Annotated in this window: 12 protein-coding genes; 7 read left to right on the forward strand and 5 right to left on the reverse strand. The window is 37.1% G+C overall.

Translation table 11 applies throughout. The features are described 5' to 3' along the window. Nucleotides 1-325: 325 nt before the first annotated feature. From ACOVQ4_RS03480 to ACOVQ4_RS03490, 3 genes are all read right to left on the reverse strand, one after another. Entirely contained in the window at nucleotides 326-1,489 is a 1,164-nt protein-coding gene (locus ACOVQ4_RS03480; RefSeq protein ID WP_421819264.1) for a sigma-54-dependent transcriptional regulator, read from the reverse strand. A gap of 351 nt (nucleotides 1,490-1,840) precedes the next feature. Continuing rightward, nucleotides 1,841-2,650: an ion transporter gene (locus ACOVQ4_RS03485; RefSeq protein WP_421819265.1), complete on the reverse strand. Its 810-nt coding sequence runs from the start codon at nucleotides 2,648-2,650 to the stop codon at nucleotides 1,841-1,843. A gap of 166 nt (nucleotides 2,651-2,816) precedes the next feature. Next, on the reverse strand, nucleotides 2,817-4,604 hold the full coding sequence (locus ACOVQ4_RS03490; RefSeq protein WP_421819266.1) for an ABC transporter ATP-binding protein: 1,788 nt from the start codon (nucleotides 4,602-4,604) through the stop codon (nucleotides 2,817-2,819). A 421-nt stretch (nucleotides 4,605-5,025) separates the two neighbouring features. On the opposite strand from ACOVQ4_RS03490, the gene nusB reads away from it, so the two are divergent. From nusB to coaE, 6 genes are all read left to right on the forward strand, one after another. Continuing rightward, the gene (gene nusB, locus ACOVQ4_RS03495; RefSeq protein WP_421819267.1) at nucleotides 5,026-6,183 is read left to right on the forward strand and encodes a transcription antitermination factor NusB; all 1,158 of its coding nucleotides are present in this window, start codon (nucleotides 5,026-5,028) and stop codon (nucleotides 6,181-6,183) included. Between the two features lie 243 nt (nucleotides 6,184-6,426). Continuing rightward, nucleotides 6,427-6,726 (forward strand): YtxH domain-containing protein, encoded by a 300-nt coding sequence (locus tag ACOVQ4_RS03500; protein WP_095160170.1) that lies wholly within the window; start codon nucleotides 6,427-6,429, stop codon nucleotides 6,724-6,726. 70 nt (nucleotides 6,727-6,796) lie between these two features. Continuing rightward, nucleotides 6,797-7,237 carry a DUF1573 domain-containing protein gene (locus ACOVQ4_RS03505; protein WP_421819268.1) on the forward strand — a complete coding sequence of 147 codons (441 nt, stop codon included), beginning with the start codon at nucleotides 6,797-6,799 and terminating at the stop codon, nucleotides 7,235-7,237. Between the two features lie 85 nt (nucleotides 7,238-7,322). Next, entirely contained in the window at nucleotides 7,323-7,634 is a 312-nt protein-coding gene (yajC, locus tag ACOVQ4_RS03510; RefSeq protein ID WP_421819269.1) for a preprotein translocase subunit YajC, read from the forward strand. A gap of 59 nt (nucleotides 7,635-7,693) precedes the next feature. Further along, nucleotides 7,694-8,368 (forward strand): hypothetical protein, encoded by a 675-nt coding sequence (locus ACOVQ4_RS03515; RefSeq protein ID WP_421819270.1) that lies wholly within the window; start codon nucleotides 7,694-7,696, stop codon nucleotides 8,366-8,368. A 57-nt stretch (nucleotides 8,369-8,425) separates the two neighbouring features. Continuing rightward, nucleotides 8,426-9,022 carry a dephospho-CoA kinase gene (coaE, locus tag ACOVQ4_RS03520; protein ID WP_421819271.1) on the forward strand — a complete coding sequence of 199 codons (597 nt, stop codon included), beginning with the start codon at nucleotides 8,426-8,428 and terminating at the stop codon, nucleotides 9,020-9,022. Between the two features lie 77 nt (nucleotides 9,023-9,099). On the opposite strand, the gene ACOVQ4_RS03525 is transcribed toward coaE, so the two are convergent. Both ACOVQ4_RS03525 and ACOVQ4_RS03530 read right to left on the reverse strand, forming a co-directional pair. Continuing rightward, complete coding sequence (locus ACOVQ4_RS03525; RefSeq protein WP_421819272.1) at nucleotides 9,100-9,747, reverse strand: T9SS type A sorting domain-containing protein; 648 nt, start codon at nucleotides 9,745-9,747, stop codon at nucleotides 9,100-9,102. Nucleotides 9,748-9,961: 214 nt separating this feature from the next. Continuing rightward, nucleotides 9,962-11,668 carry an OstA-like protein gene (locus ACOVQ4_RS03530; RefSeq protein ID WP_421819273.1) on the reverse strand — a complete coding sequence of 569 codons (1,707 nt, stop codon included), beginning with the start codon at nucleotides 11,666-11,668 and terminating at the stop codon, nucleotides 9,962-9,964. A 33-nt stretch (nucleotides 11,669-11,701) separates the two neighbouring features. Between ACOVQ4_RS03530 and tilS the strand changes: the two genes are divergently transcribed. After that, nucleotides 11,702-13,030, forward strand: a complete 1,329-nt coding sequence (tilS, locus tag ACOVQ4_RS03535) for a tRNA lysidine(34) synthetase TilS (protein WP_421819274.1) — start codon at nucleotides 11,702-11,704, stop codon at nucleotides 13,028-13,030. Nucleotides 13,031-13,032 lie beyond the last annotated feature (2 nt).

A 13,032-nucleotide genomic window follows, 5' to 3' on the forward strand; every position in this document is an offset into this window, starting at 1 on the left:
ATTCTCCGAGTAGAGACGCAATGCTTGCGTCTCAAACCAAGTAAATCTAGCATGATAGCATCAAAAAAGCGGTCAGAAAATTTTTTCTGACCGCTTTTTTGATGAAAACTTAGAGAAGAACCCCAACCTTAAAGTTCGGGATGACTCATTTTGATGAAATTTATAGAATCTTTCTAATTTCAAGATGACTTACATTGCTATTTCGAATAACAGTCTTGAGAAGCGAAGCATTGTATCCTTACAAGTAAAACACCTATAAAAAATCACTCATTCGCTTAATTACGGATGACTGAAAATCCGAATTCCAACATCAACAATCCCTAGGCTAAATCACAGGCATTGCGAAGAGTTTTACGTCTTCGAGGTTAATAACATCGCCGCACATAATTACTAAGCGCTCAACTACGTTGCGAAGCTCCCGCACGTTGCCTGTCCAAGGCAGTGCCTGAAGGTATTTCATAGCATCGTCATTAACTTCTTTTGCAGGTTGACCATATTCGTCGGCAATATCTTGCAAGAATTTATCTACCAACAAAGGTACATCAGTAGGGCGCTGATTCAAGGCAGGAACATGTATAGGAATCACATTCAAACGGTGAAATAAGTCTTCGCGGAAACGCCCTTCCGAAATCTCCAGTTGTAGATTTTTATTGGTTGCAGCAAAAACGCGAACATTTATTTTGATTTCTTTGTCACCCCCTACACGTGTGATTTTGTTTTCTTGCAAAGCACGAAGCACTTTTGCTTGAGCCGACAAACTCATATCGCCAATTTCGTCCAAGAACAAAGTACCACCATCTGCTTGCTCAAACTTTCCGATTCGTTGTTTGATTGCAGAGGTAAAAGCACCTTTTTCATGACCAAAAAGTTCTGATTCAATTAATTCAGAGGGAATCGCCGCACAGTTTACCTCAATCAAAGGCATGTGGGCACGATTACTTCTTTCATGAAGGCGTTTGGCCACCATTTCTTTACCCGAACCGTTAGGCCCTGTAATTAATACACGAGCTTCGGTAGGACCAACACGATCGCAGGTATCTATCACGCGGCGAATAGCGTCAGAATCTCCAACGATTTCGTTGAGTTTGTATACTCTCTTTTTGAGTACTTTGGTTTCAGTAATCATTTTACCTCTTTCTAGGGCATTACGAACTGTTACCAGTAATCTGTTCAAATCTGGTGGCTTCGAAATAAAGTCAAAAGCTCCACGTTTGGTTGCTTCAACGGCTGTTTCTACATTACCAAATGCCGAAATCATGATGAATTGGGCACCTTTGCCCATTTCGGTAACACGTTGTAACAAATCCAAACCTTCTATTTTGGGCATACGTATATCACAAAGTACTACGTCATAGTCATTGTTTTTGACCATTTCTAGTCCTTGCTCTCCATCGCTTGCTTCTTCAACGCTATACCCTTCGTATTCAAGAATATCTCGTAAGGCGCCACGGATGGCTTTTTCATCGTCGATTATTAATAGTTTTGCCATAGGCAGATTTTAAATTTTCTGGCGAACTGGTTCGTTTGGATTAGGGTTGCTATATTCAATATTTGTAATTGTCAAAAATACACAAATTTTGAAGCTTTTAGCTTAAATAACCTCGATAATATGAAGTTTTATTAACTTTCTATCAAAAATATACCTCCGCAGTCGCTATTTATTATGGTTTATCAAAGTAAAAATTATTGAATTGTTCTTCATTATCAACTCATGTCAAAAAGTTTAAACACTTTTGAGCTCAAGGCTAGACAAATGGAGTGGGTCTTTTTTATCTTTCTGATATATACTATACGTGATTTTTGGTAAAAGGATACTGGAAATTGGACTTTTGTTAGGAGTTTATGGTAATTCTTTACCACAATGTGGACAAAATCGATGCTTTTCTCTTTCTTTTTTTTGAAAATTGATATGTTCAGCAAAACCCGAAGCTAGAATCCCCGTTGGCAATGCTATGATAGCTATTCCTGAAATTGCGATGATACCGCCAAAAACTTTACCCAATATTGTAATGGGATAAATATCGCCATAACCTATTGATGTTATGGTGGTTATTCCCCACCATAATGTTGCAGGAATACTCGAAAAAACTCTGGGTTGTGCGGGGCTTTCTAAATAGTACATCACCGATGAGGCTATTAAAAGCAGAAAGATTAAGAATACTAAGCTCAAAACTAATTCTTCTCTTTTTTCTTTAATTACACCTTCGATTACTCTGAGTGCATGAACATAGCGTGAAAATTTGAAAAGTCTAAATACCCTGAATAATCTCAAAATTCGGATTAGTCCTGTATCTGAGGTGAAATGTGAGAGATAAAAAGGTAAAATAGAAAGCAAATCAATGATTGCACCTGTAGAGGTCATATATCTCAGCCGCCCCCAAACAGGATGTTTATATTTCTCGTTTTCGGTACAAACCCAAAGCCTTAAAGAATATTCAATCGTAAAAAAGACCGCGGAGAAATATTCAAAGTCTATGAATAATTCGTCAAACTCGCGCCTTATACTACGAACCGAATGTAAGATAATAGCGATTGTGTTGAGTGCAATTATACTCATGATTAGGATATTGACCAACCAATTGACGCCATGCTTTTTTCCTCTTGCTACCTCTAAAATATGATATACCTTGTGTTTGAATGTATGCTGCATAGGCACTTGTCTTTTTCAAGAATATAATGATTGATTAGGAATCTTTTTGAATAAAATTTATGCGAATAGAGCAAAAAAAAACGCTCTGCCTTTACAAGCAGAGCGTTTTGCTGAATAAGTTAAAGCTAAATCGTTACGCCGAAGTTTTATAAAGGTTAGCTCCAATTTACGAATTTGTTTCTTCTGTTTGAAGTTGTTTTTCAAAAAGTTCTTTATACGCACCTTCTTTAGCCATGAGCTCGTCATGCGTACCTTGTTCTATAATATAACCATTGTCGAGCATAATGATTTTGTCGGCTAGCTTAGCAGAGGATACTCTGTGAGAAATTACCACTGAGGTTCTTCCCTTCATGATTTCTTGTAAATTATTCAAAATCTGATGCTCTGTTTTGGTATCTACGGCCGATAGACAGTCATCTAGTATCAAAATTTTAGGACTTCTAGCAATAGCTCTCGCTATCGATAAACGTTGCTTTTGACCTCCCGAAAGGGTTACACCTCTTTCGCCCAACACGGTATCAAACTGTTCTGGAAAATCCATAATGTTATGATACAAATCTGCATCTTTGGTAGCTTGTATCACCTGCTCGTCGGTCATATCGAGGCTACCAAAACGAACATTACTTTTGATGGAATCAGAAAATAAAAAAACATCTTGCGGAACATACCCAATTTGGCCTCGAAGACTCTGTACATCCCAATCTTTAAGGTCAATGCCATCCACTTTAATTTGTCCTTCGGTGGTGTCATACATCCTACACAACAAGTTTGCAACGGTGCTTTTTCCAGAGCCTGTTGTCCCCAAAATCGCTACCGATTCTCCCGCTTTGACATGCATACTAAAATTATGCAAAGCCTCAATCCCCGAATCAGGATATACAAACTTTACTTGACTAATATCGATGGCTCCTTCGATAGTTTGAGCGATATTTTTGCTTGAGATAAGATCAGTTTTAATTTCCAAAAACTCATTAATTCGTTGCTGAGAAGCCGCCGCACGCTGGATTTGAGAGGTTGTCCAACCTAAGGCAATCATTGGCCATGTAAGCATATACACATACATGATAAACTCTGTAATGCTGCCAGGCGTTAGTCTACCCGCCATCACTTCTTGTCCACCTATATATACCACCAACACCGAGCTTAATCCTGCCAAAATAGATACCAATGGTGTAAAAAGAGAGTCTACTTTTACCAAGTCTAAAGATTTTTCACGATAAATATTCGATTGTTTAGTAAAAGCAACAGTAGAGGGTTCTTCTTGAACAAAGGCTTTTAGTACTCTAATACCTGAAAAAGCTTCCTGAACAAAGGTCGATATCTTTGAAAGATTTGCCTGTATCTCTTCCGATTTACGGATGATAATCGTATTTACAAAATAAATACTGCCCGACAAAAATGGCACAGGTAATAATACATACCAAGTTAATTTGGCATTTACCGAAAGCATATAGCCCACCACCAAAACAAACACTGAAATAAGGTTGAGACCATACATCAAGCTTGGTCCTACGTACATTCGCACTTTTCCAACATCTTCAGAGATACGTGCCATCAAATCTCCTGTGTTGTTTTTTCGATAAAAGCTCAGTGGCAAGGTTTGATAATGATGATAAATTTCATTTTTGAGGTCATATTCAATATGTCGAGACATTACAATCAGTGTTTGTCTTACAAAAAATAAGAAAATCCCTTTGAGTAAAGCCATGACAAGAATCAATGAACCATATAGCAAAATCGAGAAAGCAAAGATTTCATATACTACTGTTTGCGCTCCAAAGCCATCATACAAAAAATACAATGAAATGGTTTCTTTTACTAAATCTAAAGCGTAACGAACGATTTGGGCCGGAACAACACCAAACAGATTGGAGATAAAGGTAAAAAGCGTACCCAGAATCAAATACCACTTATATTGGAAGAAATACTTATTGAGATGTTTTAATGCTTTCATGTATGTTTAACCAATGTAATTCCGCAATAGTTTCAAGCGATGTCGATACATTGATATGTTTTTGAGTCTATTTTACAATCTATTACAAACTTACTTAGATGAGGGCTGATTTTGGGCATTGAGCTTTGTATTTTTCTTAAAAATAAGTATTTCACTCAAGAGCGAAGGGAGAATTGAGGTCGAAAAACCAAGGTTTTATCAATCCTTCGGGGGCTCCCCAAAGGCTTATCTACTAGTCAATGCCCTTCGTTCAATCCTCGGAATAATCTTATATTGCCTACACTTTATTGTAAACATAATCATAGCATTTTTTCTTTTTCAGCATGGATGTTTCTAAAAAAAACACTATTTTTGCACACTGATTTTGAGCACCAAGGTATGGTGCAGTTAAAAATTTACAAAAACGTTCTTTGCATATCCAATGGTCAACCGACGCTTACTCCGTACAAAAGCATTCCAAACTATCTATGCCTTCCGCACAGCGGAAAGAGCCAATTATCAATTAGCCTTCGATTACATTGCCGAGCAATTTTTACCAAATCTTGATTTAATGATTCCGAAAGAAGAACAGATGCCCAAACTAGAAGGTTTGCGCAAGCTGGCTGAACTCTATTTCGAAGAATTGTTTAAGGGAGAGGTAAAAGCAGATGATATTCCAGCTGATTCAAAAAATGCAGCAAAACAAGCATTAGCGATTTATCGTGATGCCGTAAAACGCGACCGTGTGCGTATTAAGCATGCGATGATTGAGGAGGTAGAAAAAATCTATGATAACTATCTGAAATTGCTTTTACTTTTGGTCGAACTGGCTGATGTGGCAGTTTGGGACGAACAACGTCGCCTTTTGGAAAGTGAGCACAAAACTTCTCGTTTTGGTGAAAACCAAGTGATTCTTGCCCTTCGTAATCTTCCCAACTTCGAAAATGAAATTATCCGTCGTGATCTTCGTTGGACAGAAGATGACCAAAACTTTATCCGTAAACTTTTCTTGGATGCAGTTTTGCCAGATACTCAATTTCAAGCATACCTTCGTACTTCAAAACATAATTTTGAAGAAGATTTAGCGATTGTTGTTCATATTCTTAAGACTTTCGTTTTGAAACATCATTCTGTGGTGGCGTATTTTGAAGAAAAAGACTTAAATTGGGGCGAAAATAAAGATGTTTTGAAAAGCTTAACAACTAAAACTTTCAAAATTCAAAGCATAGCGGAGTTGGTTTTACAACCTTTAGCTTTGAATTGGGACGACGATAAGTTTTACTTTACAGATTTATTTGACCAAACGCTCAACAATGATGATGAATATGAAAAAATTATCATTGAGCAAACCAAAAACTGGGAAGCCGACCGTTTGGCAATGACCGACATGATTATCTTGAAAATGGGATTAGCCGAAATGATTCATTTTTCAAGTATCCCTGTTAAGGTTTCAATTAACGAATATATCGAATTAGCGAAAAATTACTCCACACCCAAATCTGGACAATTCGTAAACGGTTTGTTAGATGTGCTTTCTCAAAAACTTGCCGAAGAAGGTCTGGTTCGTAAGTCTGGACGTGGTTTGATTGACAATAAATAATTTTAATGAATGAGTTGTGGATTTGGATGTATATATTCGCAACTCATTGAAAAAATAAAAGTAGGCGATTAGTAGCCTAGGTACGCTGCGAAATGGATGGTAAACAGCAATGTTTACGATATATGTTTGAAAATTAGATGATAAAACGTGTTAGCTGACATCAAACCTATTTTGCCATAGCTTACCGCTTTACTAACGTCTTAACCTTGGTTCAGTTACAAATCTAATTAACGAAAACAACTCATGAGCAAATCATCAAAGACCTTTTGGGCATTCATGACAGGTGCTGCTGTTGGTGCGGTGTTGGGCATCTTGTATGCTCCAGATAAAGGAGAAAATACTCGTAGCAAATTGTTGTTCCAATTGCAAAAATATCGTGATCAACTACAAAACCTCATTACTGATTTGATAGAAGGAAAAGAAATTCCTGAAACAATGGCAAAATCAGAAGGGAAAAAAGTAGTAAATGAAGCTCGTGAAAAAGCCGAAAGACTACTCGAGGATGTTGAAAATATGATGAATCAAATCAAAGCAAAAGCTTAATAGAACTCAAAAATACAGACGGTTGGGCTGTTCTTTCCCGTCGTCTGTACTTCTTTATGCCTTTATCATCATGAAAAAGATTCTAATCGCAGTTGCGACAATCGCAACATTGGCAGCCTGCCAAAACAAACAAAAATCACCTAACGAAGCATTGGCCGACTCCTTGGCAGCCCTTCGTCCTACAGCCGACAGCTTTCCTGTAATGAAAATCGATACTCCATTTGTCGATTTGGGCACACTTACAGAGGGAGATTCTGTCGTCCATACCTACAAATTTAAAAATACGGGAAACATGCCTTTGGTGATTAGTAATGTTAGTACTTCGTGTGGATGTACTACGCCTTCTTATTCAACGCAGCCTGTTGCACCGGGTGATCAAGGCTTTATTACCGTGAAGTTTAATAGTAAAAATAAAGAAGGAAAACAAAATAAAACTATTACGGCTTATGCCAATACGGTTCCTTCTGAAAATACTTTTAGCTTTAAAGTAGAAGTTTTCAAGAGAAAATAGAACTGTCTGTGTTCTAAAGAATCTTAAATCTTCTCATCTTTGAGAAAGTTTTCAAATCTTAAATCCTCAAATTGCTAAAAACATTATGTTGAATTCAATTCTTTTACAAGTAGCAGGGAGTAATATGTCATCGTTGTTTTTGATTGTTGGTATGTTTGTAATCATGTACTTTTTCATGATTCGTCCTCAACAAAAGAAACAAAAAGAGCAGCAAGCGTATGTAGATGCACTAAAAGCTGGCGATAAAGTAGTTACCATTGGTGGTGCACATGGAACAATCGTTTCGGTTCGTGAAAAAACAGTTGTAGTTGAGGTTGATGCTAGCAAAGGGGTACGTATTGTGTTTCTAAAGACAGCCATTTCTAAAGATGCTTCTTCTCAGTTAACGGCTGAATAGTGTTCCTGAAGGAGTCTGAAGATTTACATTTCTCTTTTCTGACTGAAATTTGATTTTCGATGAAACCAAATATTACTAAAACAGATTATCGTGCAGTTCTTTTTAGCATCCTGACTGCAACGATTTTTTGGGTTATGAATGCCTTAAATAAAGAAGGATATTCCCAAAAAATTTCGTTTCCGTTGCGCTTTAGCTATAACGATTCTCTGTATATACCAACTCAGCCACTGCCCGAAAAAATAACCGTTCATGTAACAGGCAGTGGTTGGAGTTTGCTACGAAAAGCCTTGGCTTTAGATGTAGCACCCGTATATTACTCGATTAATAAGCCTTTGAAAACCAGATTTTTGAACACTGGCTCATTGACCGACTCTCTTTCTGATTATATCAAAGATGTTCACGTAAATTATGTTGTTACTGATCGCTTTGAGTTGGAGTTTGATAAAAAAGTTAAGCGAACTATAAAGTTGCGTATCGATAGCTTGAATATTCCCTTGCAAGAACGTTACATCGTATCAAGCGTGATTAACATAACCCCAAGTACCATAGAGGTAGAAGGGCCAGAAAGCACTTTGAACGAATTAGGAGAAACTCTTAGTATCAAAGTACCTGGACGTAGAATACAAGATAATTATGATGACGAAATAAGAATCCCACTTCCCAAGAATTCTTATTTAAAAGCCAATAAAGAACGAGTGGCTGTAAGTTTTGAAGTGGCAGAATTATTGAAGTAATCCGTAAATTAATGGCCGATAGTTTTTCTATCGGCTATTTTTTTGTCTTTTTATAAAATGAAAACAAAAACACTTGTTGTCGGCATTACAGGCGGTATAGGTTCAGGCAAAAGTACTGTTGCCAAGGTATTTTCGCTATTGGGTGTACCTGTTTACGAAGCCGATTCGAGAGCGAAATGGATTATTATCCAAAATCAAGAGCTGAAAAAGGAAATTATTGCTTTGTTGGGTTCTGAGGCATATTTACCTGATGGTAGCTATAATCGTGCATGGGTAGCTTCACAAGTTTTTGGACAACCTGCGTTGCTTCAAAAGCTCAATGCTCTTGTGCATCCTGCTGTACGAAAAGATGCGGAAGACTGGGTAACACAACATCAGGATGTCCCTTATGTGTTATATGAAGCGGCTTTACTAAAAGGAGCAGGAGATGGTAATTTGTGTGATAAAATGATTAGCGTAATCGCGCCAATCGATTTAAGAGTACAACGTGTCAAATTGAGAGATAGTCGTACGGAGGAAGAAATAAGAGCGATTATCGAAAGGCAACTTCCAGATGTCGAGCGCATCAAGTTTTCGGATTGGCTTATTCAAAATGACGACCAGACTCCAGTGATTCCTCAGATTCTACAGATTCATCAAAGTTTGCTTAGATAAGAAATGTTCGCAAATGCATAAAAAAAGAGACTATCCTTTAGGGTAGCCTCTTTTAAACCTTTTAACACTACAATATCTTATTGATGTCTTACTAAAAGTTTTTTGGTAACTAATGAGCGTCCATCTGCCGTTAATTGGTAAAGATAGATGCCATTTGGCCAATCTTTTGTTGAAATTCTAGCTTTACGTTGATCTCTTTCAAGTATCTCTTCTTTCATTTCACTTCCCAAAATATTATAGAAAGTAATCTTTGCTTCACTTACTTGAGATGAAATATTGAAGTTAATGTCTGCGTGGTCGTCTGCCGGATTTGGGAAAATATTAGAAACCCAAAGTTTTTCATTAGAAAACAAATGTTCTTCTGCACTCAATGCCTCTTCGGTACGAATAGTTTCGGCCAAAACGTTGTTACTTACTACCTCATTTTTTGTTACAGCCTTAGCTGATTGCTGCGACAACAAAGAGTTTGAAAAGTATTGATTAATGGCAGTAGAACGCTGTACACGAATGGCACGGTCTAGTGTATTGGCATAGGGCTGGAAATAAGAAAATGTAGATTTTCTTAGTGATGAAACCGTAGACGTTGAAGTGCTAGTTTTTTGCTTAGGCTTAATGTCCAATCGGCTTTTATATTTATTTTCAGTTTGGGCATTAGCATCTTGTGCCGACATCACTGATGTCAACACTAACAAGCCACCCAATATGTATTTTTGTAGAAATTTCATTTCATCTAGTTATTATTAATAAATTTAAAAAAACAAAAAATAAGGAATCTTGTATTCTTTTTAGCAAGAATGATACAAACTTTATACTATAGACTGCTAAACATACGAAAAGGTTGCTCTAAACGTAAAATTTTTTTTACTATTTACACAATAATTTTACAGAATCGCTATTGCACAAAAATATAGTAAAATATTTCAATAATACTATCGTTAACTATTTTTTAACATTTTTTTTCGTTAACGGCTTTGTAGGTGTTTTAATGGTACTTTTTTTCTGTGAGACAGAATCTGTTACAAGGGGTTTAGTCTCTATTGGAGTTATGTAGGCAACTTTTTTCAGAATACTCTCTTTACTTGGTTTATCCGAGATTTTCCACTTAAAGCCATCTAGCTCTTTATCATCTTCTTTGATTTCTTTGGGAGGCATAAATTTGCCATCAGGTTTTGCTAGGAATGCTATTTTCGAAATTTTACTTTTTCCAAAATACATATTCATTTTGCTACATTGAACACGATTCATTCCAGTGAGTTTATTTTTTTCATCCACAGCAAAATAGATACTCTCTCCATTTCCATCAACACTTACCTTTTCTACCTTCGAATCTTTGGTAAAGTTAGCCACAATTTTACGACCTTTCACTTGGTTGAAATTATTGAGGGTATCTACCGAGACTACAAAAGATTTACCTTTCATGTTCATGACGTGTACCTTATTGTTTTTCAACAAAATGTTGATAGAATCGGCCTCAGATTGATTTTTATTATTCCAGAGAATGGGTTTTTGATAAAAATAAATCGTCGAATCAGATACATTATAACTCAGTGAGTCGCATTTTGCCGAGAGGTCAGATTTATACACTTGAACCTTCTTGTAGGCATAAAGCTTGCGAGTCTTGGTTTCTTTGTTATCCAATGAAACTAGCGTATCGGCAGTTAGAAAAAGCGTATCATTTTCAAATACATTTTTTAGTAAAGCTCTTCCAAAGACTCTTGTTACACCTGTTTTCTTGGCGTAACGTCCATGTTCTCCTGTAAGAATAGCCTTATCTTTTTTCGAAACAAAAACGATATTACCATTGGCAATTCCAATTTCGGTAGGAGGGTCATAAATCATCGTGTCGGCTGTCATGACATAGTCGTCCGTCTTGACGGTTGAGCGTCCTTTGAGATTCGCAATTTTGGTTATGGTATTATATTGACTTCCAGGATTGGCGTAGGTTGTATCTTTTTTGTTGACAACCGTGGTTGGGGCAATAAAGAATGCTTCTTTTGATAAAGTACTGTAGCGCAGCGAGTCGGCGGTAAGTGAGCCATCTTTATCTACTACTTTTACATTATGCTTAAAATCAAAAAGCTTCGTTACTGTGTTATAATACCCCTCACGACTAGTCAGAGTACTTTTTTTATCCACAATTTTCCCGTTGGTATTGTAATATGCCACGTGTGAATTGAGGTTGTAGTCCATTTGTTTAGTGGTCAAAATAATGGTGCCATCGTCGAGCTTGACGCGTCCATTCATTTTTGCCAATCTGTCGTTACCAAAGTAATAGGCAGTATCACCAGTAATAGTCACGGTATCAGCCTGAATGATTTTTACCTTACCATAAGCCTCCAAAACGTTGGTAGTTTCGTTCAAAATAGCTTGGGTACAATACACCAAAGTAGTGCCTTGACGTAGTGCCACGTTGCCCAAAAGCTTCCGAATTTGCATGAAAGGCGTATTTTGACCCACCAAGCTGTCGGCTTTAATGATTTCGACCTGACTTTGTCCAAAAGAGTTTGATTGAAAGCCCAATAGGCTGAAAACCATGAACAAAAGGATATACGGTTTTGAGGCAAAAAAAGATTTCTTTGTCTCAAATGAAGGAATCGAGCGAATAAATGACCCGATTTGCTGTATTTTAGAGTAACTTTGTCGCATAATATTAGAGCTACAAAATTAGCCAATAAAACCATGCTTGACGAGTTTTTAACGTTTATTAACAACAAAAATCTGATTAATTCTTCCGACAAAGTCCTCTTGGCTGTAAGTGGTGGAATGGACTCAGTAGTAATGTGTGATTTATTTAGCAAAGCCAAAATCGACTTTGCGATTGCACACTGTAATTTTGGACTTCGCGGTGAAGAATCAAACGAAGATGAGACTTTTGTAAAAAAGCTTTCTATAAAATACAAAGTGCCATTCTTTGTGACTACCTTTCAAACGGCAGAATTTGCTGAAAATGAGAAGGTTTCAATCCAGATGGCCGCAAGAATTTTGAGATATCAGTGGTTTGAAAAATTGCGTACGCAGCACCAATTTGACTATATCGCAACAGCGCACCATCAGAATGATGTACTTGAAACGGTACTTTTGAACCTGACGAAAGGCACAGGCATTGCAGGAATGCACGGTATTCAAATTAAAAACGGCTCAATTATTCGCCCGATTTGGTTTGCCGAAAAAGAACAGATTTTTGATTATGTGGTTGAAAATCAAATTATTTGGCGAGAAGATTCTTCCAATGAGTCTAACAAATACCAACGTAATTTGATACGTAATGAAGTGGTTCCTTTGTTGAAGCAAATCAATCCAAATCTGGAGCAAACGATTCAACAAACCGTTGAGCGTATTGCGGCGGTAGAGGAGATTTTTTACCAAGAAATCGAAATGCTTCGTAAGCAAATTGTTTGGAGTGATGGTAAGGTGTTTTTTGTGAATTATAAAGCGATTCAGACACTTTCTCAACCGATCGTGAAACTAACAGAGTTGCTGAAGCCTTTCAACTTTACTTATCAGCAGTGCCAAGAGATTTTTGCTAGTTTTGACAAAGAACCTGGTCGTACTTTCTTATCGCCTACGCATGAGTTGGTGAAGGATAGAACCGAATTAGTTATTACGCTCAAAAACTTGACTAGCTTCGAAAGTCGCGTCATTGAAGCAAATGACACGAAGGTTAGAACAGATAGTTTCCAATTAGATTTTGAGGTTTTTGACCGCCCAGAAGATTATAAAGTACCTACTGCCAAAAAGTACGCTTGTTTGGATGCTGACAAAGTTCGTTTTCCTTTGCAACTGCGTAAATACAAAGAAGGAGATTGGTTTTGTCCACTTGGGATGAATAAGAAAAAGCTCATCAGCGACTTCTTGACAGATCAAAAAGTGTCTTTGAATCTGAAAAAAGAAACCTATTTGCTTACCTCCAATGGCTCAACGATGTGGGTTGTCAACCAGCGTGTAGATGACCGTTTTAAGGTGACGGATAAAACTACTCGTATTTTGTTGATTGAGTGTTTTAGTTAGGG

It is taken from the genome of Flectobacillus sp. (genome assembly GCF_049240685.1).
In the GTDB taxonomy this organism is placed as follows: domain Bacteria; phylum Bacteroidota; class Bacteroidia; order Cytophagales; family Spirosomataceae; genus Flectobacillus.

Bases quoted from the DNA above. Each gene is read 5' to 3' on its own strand.
- ACOVQ4_RS03500 (WP_095160170.1), top strand. From the start codon at position 6,427: ATGAGCAAATCATCAAAGACCTTTTGGGCATTCATGACAGGTGCTGCT.
- ACOVQ4_RS03505 (WP_421819268.1), top strand. From the start codon at position 6,797: ATGAAAAAGATTCTAATCGCAGTTGCGACAATCGCAACATTGGCAGCC.
- ACOVQ4_RS03490 (WP_421819266.1), bottom strand. From the start codon at position 4,604: ATGAAAGCATTAAAACATCTCAATAAGTATTTCTTCCAATATAAGTGG.
- ACOVQ4_RS03530 (WP_421819273.1), bottom strand. From the start codon at position 11,668: ATGCGACAAAGTTACTCTAAAATACAGCAAATCGGGTCATTTATTCGC.
- nusB (WP_421819267.1), top strand. From the start codon at position 5,026: ATGGTCAACCGACGCTTACTCCGTACAAAAGCATTCCAAACTATCTAT.
- ACOVQ4_RS03480 (WP_421819264.1), bottom strand. From the start codon at position 1,489: ATGGCAAAACTATTAATAATCGACGATGAAAAAGCCATCCGTGGCGCC.
- tilS (WP_421819274.1), top strand. From the start codon at position 11,702: ATGCTTGACGAGTTTTTAACGTTTATTAACAACAAAAATCTGATTAAT.
- ACOVQ4_RS03515 (WP_421819270.1), top strand. From the start codon at position 7,694: ATGAAACCAAATATTACTAAAACAGATTATCGTGCAGTTCTTTTTAGC.
- ACOVQ4_RS03525 (WP_421819272.1), bottom strand. From the start codon at position 9,747: ATGAAATTTCTACAAAAATACATATTGGGTGGCTTGTTAGTGTTGACA.
- ACOVQ4_RS03485 (WP_421819265.1), bottom strand. From the start codon at position 2,650: ATGCAGCATACATTCAAACACAAGGTATATCATATTTTAGAGGTAGCA.
- coaE (WP_421819271.1), top strand. From the start codon at position 8,426: ATGAAAACAAAAACACTTGTTGTCGGCATTACAGGCGGTATAGGTTCA.
- yajC (WP_421819269.1), top strand. From the start codon at position 7,323: ATGTTGAATTCAATTCTTTTACAAGTAGCAGGGAGTAATATGTCATCG.